Raw genomic sequence first — 7,975 nt, forward strand, 5'->3', positions numbered from 1 at the left:
CCGCCTTGCCCGCAGCGAGAGCGGTGGCGGCCTTCATGACCTGGCCCATCTGCTTCATGCCGGGACGCTCGCCGATCTCCTCCGCGACCTGCGCGATGGCCGTGTCCGCGACGTCGGCGAGCTCGGCATCGGTCAGCGGGGTCGGCAGGTACTCGTCGATCACGCGAGCCTCGGCCCGCTCGTTCGCGGCGAGCTCGCCGCGTCCGTTCTCCGTGTAGATCTCGGCCGCCTCACCGCGCTTCTTGGACTCCTTGACGAGCACCTTGAGGACTTCCTCGTCGGTCAGTTCGCGGGCCTCCTTGCCGGAGACCTCTTCGGTCTGGATCGCGGCGAGGACCATCCGCAGGGTCTGCAGACGCAGGGAGTCCTTGGCCTTCATCGCGGCTGTCATGTCGGCGCGGAGAGTGGACTTGAGGGTGCCTGTGGGATCGGACATGGTTTCGAACGCTACGCGCCGTCACGGGCAACGCGCATGCCGATTCCCGGCGCTGCGTATCCTGAATTCGTGTTTGACAATCCACGCACGGCCCTGCGGGGCGCCGCCGCCGGCCTCGCCGGTGCCGCAGCGCTCGGCGTCGGTTACGCCTCCCTGATCGAGCGGAACGCCTTCACCCTGCGGGAGGTGACGATGCCGGTGCTCGAGCCCGGTTCGTCGACCCTGCGCGTCCTGCACCTGAGCGATCTGCACATGATGCCCCGGCAGAAGCTGAAGCAGAACTGGCTCAGGGAGCTCGACCGGCTGGAGCCGGACCTGGTGGTCAACACCGGCGACAACCTGTCCCATCAGCGCGCGGTGCCGTCGGTGGTGCAGTCGATGGGAGGGCTGCTGGCTCGCCCCGGCCTGTTCGTCTTCGGCAGCAACGACTACTTCGCGCCGAAGCCGAAGAACCCGTTCAAGTACTTCGACAAGGAGCACAAGCGCAGCTTCGGCGAGCCGCTGCCCTGGCAGGACCTGCGGGCGGCGTTCACCGAGCGCGGTTGGCTCGACGTGACCCACAACCGCCGTGAGCTCGAGGTCGCGGGTGTCCGGATCGCGACCGCAGGCGTGGACGATCCGCATCTCGAGCGGGACCGCTACGACACCATCGCGGGTCCGCCGAATCCGATGGCGAACCTGAAGCTGGGCATCACCCACTCCCCGGAGCCGCGCGTGCTCGACCGCTTCGCCGACGACGGCTACGACCTGGTGCTGGCCGGTCACACCCACGGCGGGCAGCTCTGCCTCCCGTTCTACGGCGCGCTCGTCACCAACTGCCAATTGGACCGTTCGCGGGTGAAGGGCCCGTCGCGGTGGGGTTCGCAGATGCAGTTGCACGTCTCCGCCGGGATCGGCACCTCGCCGTACGCCCCGGCGCGTTTCTGCTGCCGGCCGGAGGCCACTCTGCTCACGCTCGTCCCGACCGTCGACAAGGGACCCAAACAGGGTGCTCAACCAGGCGTTTCGCGTTCTTCGGCAGTCGTGCGCTAAGCTTTGCTGGCTGCCCGGGAACGGGGAGCGGCAATACTCGGGGTGTGGCGCAGCTTGGTAGCGCGCTTCGTTCGGGACGAAGAGGTCGTGGGTTCAAATCCCGCCACCCCGACATTGAAAGGCTCCATCCGATTCGTTCGGATGGAGCCTTTCGCGTTTCCGCAGAGGGTCAGCCGACGCGGGCCGCGCTCGTCGCCGACCACCGCCCGTTCACCCGGTCGATGCGGATCGGATGACCGAACGCACGGGAGATGACGTCCGAGTCGAGCGCGTCCTCGACCGGTCCCGACGCGAGCAACCGGCCACCGGCGATGACGAGCGCATGGGTGGTGGTCGCAGGCAGTTCCTCGAGGTGATGCGTGACCATCACGGTCGCGAGTTCCGGCCTCAGGACCCGTAGTTCACCGAGCACGTCGAGGAGGATCTCGCGTGCCGCGAGGTCGAGGCCGGTGGTGGGTTCATCGAGCAACAGCAGGTCCGGCCGGGTGACGAGGGCGCGGGCGATCAGGGCGCGGCCGCGCTCACCCTGGGACAGGACCTCCCAGCGGGCGTCGGCGCGCGCGGTCAGACCCAGTGATCCGACGAGCGCATCCGCGGTGACCGACGCCGCGTCGGTGGGCTGCCACCGCTTCGGCAGGTCGGCGGCGGCGTGCAGTCCCGTGAGGACGACGTCCCGGACGGACAGGTACGGCTCGATCCGTGAGCGGGGATCGACGTGCCCGATGTGCGTACGCAGCCACCGCATGTCGACCCGGCCCAGCCGATGCCCGAGCACGTGGACGGTGCCGCGGGTCGGGTGCAGTCGGGCACCGCAGAGCGCGAGCAGCGTCGACTTGCCCGCCCCGTTCGGTCCGAGCAGAGCCCACTGTTCACCCGCCCGGACCTCGACACCGATCTCGTCGAGCAGTGGTCGGCCCTGGCGGACCACCGCGACGTCGCGGACCTCCAGCACCGCCTGATCGCCGGTCACGTCAGCGCCTCCAGCGCCGCGGCGATCCCGAGGAGATGTTCGCGGGTGAGACGCTCCGCGTCCTCCGGTCGACCAGCGACGACGGCGTCCACGACGGCGACGTGGTCGTCGGCATCGGCAGGCCGATCGGCCAGCAGCTCGAGCAGGCTCGTCATGGCCGTGACGAGTCGCGGCTCGAGGGTGTCGAACAGGGACACCAGCAGGTGGTTGTGCGATGCCGCGACGACCGTGCGGTGGAAGCGGATGTCGTGGGTCGCGAGCTCCGCGGCACTCGCTTCCTGACGAGCGTTGCGCTCGGACAGTGCGGTACGGATCGCGTCGACATCGGCGGCGGTGTGTTCGGTGGCGGCGAGGGCGGCGGCACGGGACTCGATGGCGATACGCACCTGGAGCACGTCGGCGATCGCTCCGACCTCGGCGAGGTGGTTCCACTCCTCGACCGCGGACGTCGACGCGACGAACACGCCAACACCGTGCCGGGTGGTGAGGATGCGACGTGCGACGAGCTGCCGGATGGCCTCCCGCACGGTGGACCGGCCGACGCCGAGCTGCGCGGCGAGCGCGGTTTCGGCCGGTAGCTGATCACCGACCTGCCAGGTTCCGGTGGTGATCTCGTCCATGAGCGCCTGCGCGGCGCGCTGGGACAGCGGTATCCGAGCCAGAGTCTCCATCACATTCCTCAGTCATCCGGTTGTCTGAGGAGATGGTACGCACGGGCACCCGTCCGGTGATAGAACGGTCCTGTCGGCAGCCCGCCACCCGAGGCCCTCCATGACACCTTCGCCCTCGTCACCCGGACTGGTGCGACTGTGTGCGGTCGCGATCGTCGCCGGTGTCGCCATCGGACTGGTCGGCGGCGCGTTCCGGTGGTGCCTGCAGGTCGCGGACCGCTGGCGATACGAGCTGCTGACCTGGGCGCATCACGCCCCCGGTCCCGCCTGGTTGATCCCCGTCGCCGTCACCGCGGCCGGTGCTGCGACCGCCGCCGCGATCGTGCGTCTCGTCCCGCTCGCAACGGGCAGCGGCATCCCCCACGTCGAGGCTGTGGCCCGCGGCGAGTCCGGCCCACCCGGACTGCTGGTCGTGCCGGCCCGGTTCGTGGGCGGGCTGCTCGCGATCGGGTCCGGCCTCGTGCTGGGACGGGAGGGCCCGACGGTGCACATGGGTGCCGCGATCGGCACCGCGACGGGACGCGCGGCGCGCCTGACCGACCCCGACGTGCGGCTGACCCAGTCTGCGGTGGCGGGTGCGGGTCTCGCCGTCGCGTTCAACGCGCCGGTCGGCGGGGCCCTGTTCGTGTTCGAGGAGCTGACCGGCAGATTCCGGGCGCGCACCATGATCCCGACGCTGCTCGCGGTCGCGACGGCGGTCGGGTGCTCGCGGCTGGTCCTGGGGAACCGGCCCGACTTCGACGTCGGAACCCAGTCCTCACCGGCCATCGGCTGGCTCGCGGTGTTCGTCGCATTCGGTCTCGTCACCGGGCTGCTCGGGATCGCGTACAACAGCCTCGTCACCCGGTTCCTGGAGATCGCCTCGCGGGTTCGCCGGATACCCCCGGTGGCGGTGGCCGCCGTCATCGGCGCGATCATCGGCGTCCTGCTGATGGTCGATCCCCTGGCCGCGGGCGGCGGCGACACGTTGTCCCAGGCCGCGGTCGGCGGCGGCGCGCTGGCACTGCCCGCGGTCGCGGGGTTCCTGCTCGTCCGATTCGTCGCGGGACCGTTGTCCTACGCGGCGGGCACGCCCGGCGGGTTGTTCGCGCCCTTGCTCGCGGTGGGCGCGCTGTGGGGACTGCTGTTCGCCGGCGTCGTGGAGGCCGTGCTCCCCGACGCTCCCGACCTGCGGGTGCCGTTGGCTCTCGTCGGAATGGCCGCGTTCTTCGGTGCGACGGTCCGCGCCCCGCTCACCGGCATCGTGCTCGTCGTCGAAATGACCGCCACTGCCGAGCTCACCGTCCAGATGGCGGCCGCGACGGCGGCCGCCGTTCTGGTGGCGGAACTGGCAGGCGCGGCGCCGATCTACGACAGCCTCTGGGGGCGGGCCCCGGTCAGGCGTCCTGATGAATCTGGATGAGGTTGCCGCAGGTGTCGTCGAAGACGGCGGACGCACCCGACGGGTCGACGGTCGGATCCCCCGTGAATCGCACGCCGAGCCCGATGAGCCGGTCGTACTCGGCCCGCACGTCGGGCACTCCGAACACGATGGTCGGCAGGCCCAGTCCGTAGACACCCTCTCGATAGGCGGTGGCGATCGGGTTGTCACTCGGTTCGAGTAGCAGACCCACTCCGTCCGGATCCTGGGGGGACTTCACGATGAACAGGTTGTGTTCGGGCATGGCCAGCAGTTCCTGGAACCCCAGCGTCTGCGTGTAGAAGTCGAACGCCGCGGCGGGATCTATGACGTGGATACCGCACATCTTGATTCGCATGTCCCGAGGCTAACCGCGACCGCCGGACCCCGCAGAGCGCCGCGCCAGGCCGTCAGGGCAGAGTTGTGGCACCCCCGACAAGGAGCGCTCCCATCATCTCTTCCCGCCTTCGTGCCGTTCTGGTGGCTGCGCTGACGCCTGCGGTGGTGTGGTCGTCGGGATGCGCCGCCGATCCTTCCACCCCTGTGGTCCCGTCGTATTCGTCGTCGTCGGACACGGCACCCGGCGGAACCACCGACACCGCAGCGGCACCCGGATCCGTCGAGAACGCCGACGCCGCCGGAGCGCTCGCCATCCTGGCGACCCTCCCGGTCAAGGGACGCGCACCCAGGACCGGGTACGAGCGGGCACGGTTCGGCGAGGCATGGACGGACGACGTGACCGTCGAGGGTGGCCACAACGGGTGCGACACCCGGAACGACATCCTGCGCCGCGACCTGACCGCGGTCGTGACGAAGGACGGCACCCGCGGGTGCAAGGTGCTGTCCGGCACCCACTTCGACGAGTACACCGGCGAGACGGCATCTTTCACGTCCGGTCAGGACACCTCGCCGCTGGTGCAGATCGATCACGTGGTGGCGCTGTCGAATGCGTGGCAGACCGGCGCCCAGCAGCTCGACGAGTCCACCCGCACGGCATTGGCGAACGATCCCCTGAATCTCCAGGCCGTGGCGGGAGCGGTGAACCAGGAGAAGGGCGACGGCGACGCCGCCACCTGGCTTCCTCCACGAAAAGCCTATCGCTGCACGTATATCCAGCGTCAGGTCGAGGTGAAGGCACGGTATTCGTTGTGGGTCACCGACGCCGAGCGCGACGCCATGACCCGGATACTGGGCGATTGCGACGCGGCGCAGTCGGGGGGCGACGCGACAACCGGCGGCGAACAGTCCCGCGCGGTGCCCGTCCCCACCCACACGCCGACCGACACCACCGTTCCCCGAGACGAGGGCGAGACGGCGGAGCTCGGCGCCGTCCACTTCGCCAACTGCGCGGCCGCACGGGCCGCGGGCGCCGCGCCGCTGTACGCGGGCCGGCCCGGCTACCGAGCGGAGATGGACGGCGACGGCGACGGCGTCGCATGCGAATCTCGGTGAACATGTTCTCGTAATCGGTCGCCGTTCGACGCAGTCGCTGCGAACTATGCGACGGAAATCCGGGCAGTCGGTTTCCTGATCACGCAGCTAGATAGGGTTAAATCCTGTGCGAGTCAGCCGAATAGACGATTCGCAAGGTTACAGCAAACAAAGTTTCACAAAACTGCAACAAGTTCTCACCCGCGCTGGCATGGTGTTGTGAATTTCGCCCAGCCGAGGCCCTACGGACACGATCCGAGGGCAGGTAGGAGAGCTTCGTGCCCAAACCAACAATGCGGCAGGTCGCGGTGCCGGTCACCTCGGCCGCCGTCGTCGCGGGAATGATGTTCACCGCAGCTCCAGCCGGAGCAGCGGTGACCGCCCTTCCGTTCAACAACACCTGCGCCGCGACGGCACCGATCGTCGGTGCCGTCAACAAGACCGCAGGTTCGGGAATGACCGTGGATGCTCCCGCGTCCGTGAATGTGGGTGACACCTTCACCTATCGAGTCCAGCCGAACGGCTCGTCGTTTCCCAACTCCGACTCGGGGGCGACCACGACGAACCTGTCGCGTCTCAAACTCGACTACGAACTCCCTTCGAACGCAACCTTCGTCAGCGCCTCGATCGTGGCGGGAACGGCATTCAACCTCGACAACGTCGCACCCAGCGTCATCCGGGTGAACACAGGCGGCGCCGCAGACGCCGCTGGCCCCATCCTGCGAATCTCGGGTGGCAACCAGGTCATCGCGAACGGCGCGAGCAACTCGACCAACAGCGAGGGCGGTATCCGCGTCCCCAAGACCAAGCTCAACCTGGATGGAACCACGAACTCCGCAGGCGACAGCTGGTTCCGCCTCCCGGCGATCGACGTCACCCTGACAGCGACCGCTCCGGGCACCATCACCCCCAAGGTCCGCACGAGTGGTAGCGCGTCGACCTACAACAACAACGAGAACTACTACACCTTCCTCGCAAAGGCGTCTCTGTTCGGAACCCAATGGGCGCCGACCCGCTGCACCCCACGCGACTCCACGAGTGGAGCCCTGAACGCCGGCGGAGGCGCGCTCGCGAGCATCACAGTCAACGATCCCGGCCCGACGGTCGAGGACACGACCACCACCGTGAACGTCCCCGCGACCGCCAAGACCGGCACGGCCGTGGACCTCACCGCCTCCGTCGCCCCGGCCGGTGCGACCGGCACCGTCCAGTTCAAGGACGGCGGCACCGACATCGGCGCACCCGTCACGGTTTCGGGCGGCAACGCGACCCTGAACCACACCTTCACCGCCGACGGTGCGCACAGCATCACCGCCGTGTACTCGGGCGACGCAACGCACAACCCGTCGACGTCCGCCGCGGGCACCGTCAACGTCACCACCGATCCGGTGATCGTCGACACCACCACGACGCTGAACGTCCCGGCCACCGCCACGACCGGCACCGCCGTCGACCTCACCGCCACCGTCGCACCGGCGGGCGCCACCGGAACCGTCCAGTTCAAGGACGGTGCCACCGACATCGGCGGACCTGTCCCCGTCTCGGGCGGCACGGCGACGCTGAACCACACCTTCACCACGACCGGCGCGCATTCGATCACGGCCGTGTACTCCGGTGACGCGACGAACCACCCGTCGACCTCGGCGGCGTCCACCGTGAACGTCGCGATCAACGTCGTCGACACCACCACCACCCTGAACGTCCCGGCGACCGCCAAGACCGGCACCGCCGTCGACCTCACCGCCACCGTCAGTCCCACCGACGCCACCGGCACCGTCGAGTTCAAGGACGGCGCAACCGTTCTCGGCAGCGCCCCGGTCAACGCCGGTGTCGCCACCCTGAGCCACACCTTCACCGCCGACGGCGCGCACAGCATCACCGCCGTCTACAGCGGTGCCGAGGGCTTCGCCACCAGCACCTCGACGGCGAGCAACGTCGACGTCTCCACCGACCCGGTGATCGTCGACACCACCACCACCCTGAACGTCCCGGCGACCGCCAAGACCGGCACCGCCGTCGACCTCACCGCCACCGTC

General features: G+C 69.1%; 8 protein-coding genes and 1 tRNA gene. 5 read left to right on the forward strand and 4 right to left on the reverse strand.

Annotation, left to right across the window (positions count from 1 at the left end):
- Positions 1-436, reverse strand: a 436-nt coding sequence (locus ACFSJG_RS21160; protein ID WP_378487227.1) for a GatB/YqeY domain-containing protein, incomplete at its 3' end; no start/stop codon positions are given.
- Positions 437-472: 36 nt separating this feature from the next.
- On the opposite strand from ACFSJG_RS21160, the gene ACFSJG_RS21165 reads away from it, so the two are divergent.
- Positions 473-1,468, forward strand: a complete 996-nt coding sequence (locus ACFSJG_RS21165; RefSeq protein WP_378487228.1) for a metallophosphoesterase — start codon at positions 473-475, stop codon at positions 1,466-1,468.
- 38 nt (positions 1,469-1,506) lie between these two features.
- Positions 1,507-1,580, forward strand: a tRNA-Pro gene (locus tag ACFSJG_RS21170).
- Between the two features lie 57 nt (positions 1,581-1,637).
- Here the strand turns inward: ACFSJG_RS21170 and ACFSJG_RS21175 are convergent.
- On the reverse strand, positions 1,638-2,438 hold the full coding sequence (locus ACFSJG_RS21175; protein ID WP_378487229.1) for an ABC transporter ATP-binding protein: 801 nt from the start codon (positions 2,436-2,438) through the stop codon (positions 1,638-1,640).
- Entirely contained in the window at positions 2,435-3,109 is a 675-nt protein-coding gene (locus ACFSJG_RS21180; RefSeq protein WP_378487230.1) for a FadR/GntR family transcriptional regulator, read from the reverse strand. Before ACFSJG_RS21180 ends, ACFSJG_RS21175 begins: the two co-directional genes overlap by 4 nt.
- Positions 3,110-3,209: 100 nt before the next feature.
- On the opposite strand from ACFSJG_RS21180, the gene ACFSJG_RS21185 reads away from it, so the two are divergent.
- On the forward strand, positions 3,210-4,511 hold the full coding sequence (locus tag ACFSJG_RS21185; RefSeq protein WP_378487231.1) for a ClC family H(+)/Cl(-) exchange transporter: 1,302 nt from the start codon (positions 3,210-3,212) through the stop codon (positions 4,509-4,511).
- Here ACFSJG_RS21185 and ACFSJG_RS21190 read toward each other — a convergent pair.
- Complete coding sequence (locus tag ACFSJG_RS21190) at positions 4,486-4,866, reverse strand: VOC family protein (protein WP_378487232.1); 381 nt, start codon at positions 4,864-4,866, stop codon at positions 4,486-4,488. The genes ACFSJG_RS21185 and ACFSJG_RS21190 overlap by 26 nt on opposite strands.
- Before the next feature lie 122 nt (positions 4,867-4,988).
- Between ACFSJG_RS21190 and ACFSJG_RS21195 the strand changes: the two genes are divergently transcribed.
- Both ACFSJG_RS21195 and ACFSJG_RS21200 read left to right on the forward strand, forming a co-directional pair.
- On the forward strand, positions 4,989-5,960 hold the full coding sequence (locus ACFSJG_RS21195; protein WP_378487233.1) for a GmrSD restriction endonuclease domain-containing protein: 972 nt from the start codon (positions 4,989-4,991) through the stop codon (positions 5,958-5,960).
- Between the two features lie 257 nt (positions 5,961-6,217).
- Positions 6,218-7,975, forward strand: a 1,758-nt coding sequence (locus ACFSJG_RS21200; RefSeq protein ID WP_378487234.1) for an Ig-like domain repeat protein, incomplete at its 3' end; no start/stop codon positions are given.

Source organism: Rhodococcus gannanensis, from assembly GCF_042681175.1.
Taxonomy (GTDB): domain Bacteria; phylum Actinomycetota; class Actinomycetes; order Mycobacteriales; family Mycobacteriaceae; genus Rhodococcus_G; species Rhodococcus_G gannanensis.

Coding starts and splice junctions, on each gene's coding strand:
- ACFSJG_RS21165 (WP_378487228.1), top strand. CDS start 473: ATGCCGATTCCCGGCGCTGCGTATCCTGAATTCGTGTTTGACAATCCA.
- ACFSJG_RS21185 (WP_378487231.1), top strand. CDS start 3,210: ATGACACCTTCGCCCTCGTCACCCGGACTGGTGCGACTGTGTGCGGTC.
- ACFSJG_RS21180 (WP_378487230.1), bottom strand. CDS start 3,109: ATGGAGACTCTGGCTCGGATACCGCTGTCCCAGCGCGCCGCGCAGGCG.
- ACFSJG_RS21190 (WP_378487232.1), bottom strand. CDS start 4,866: ATGCGAATCAAGATGTGCGGTATCCACGTCATAGATCCCGCCGCGGCG.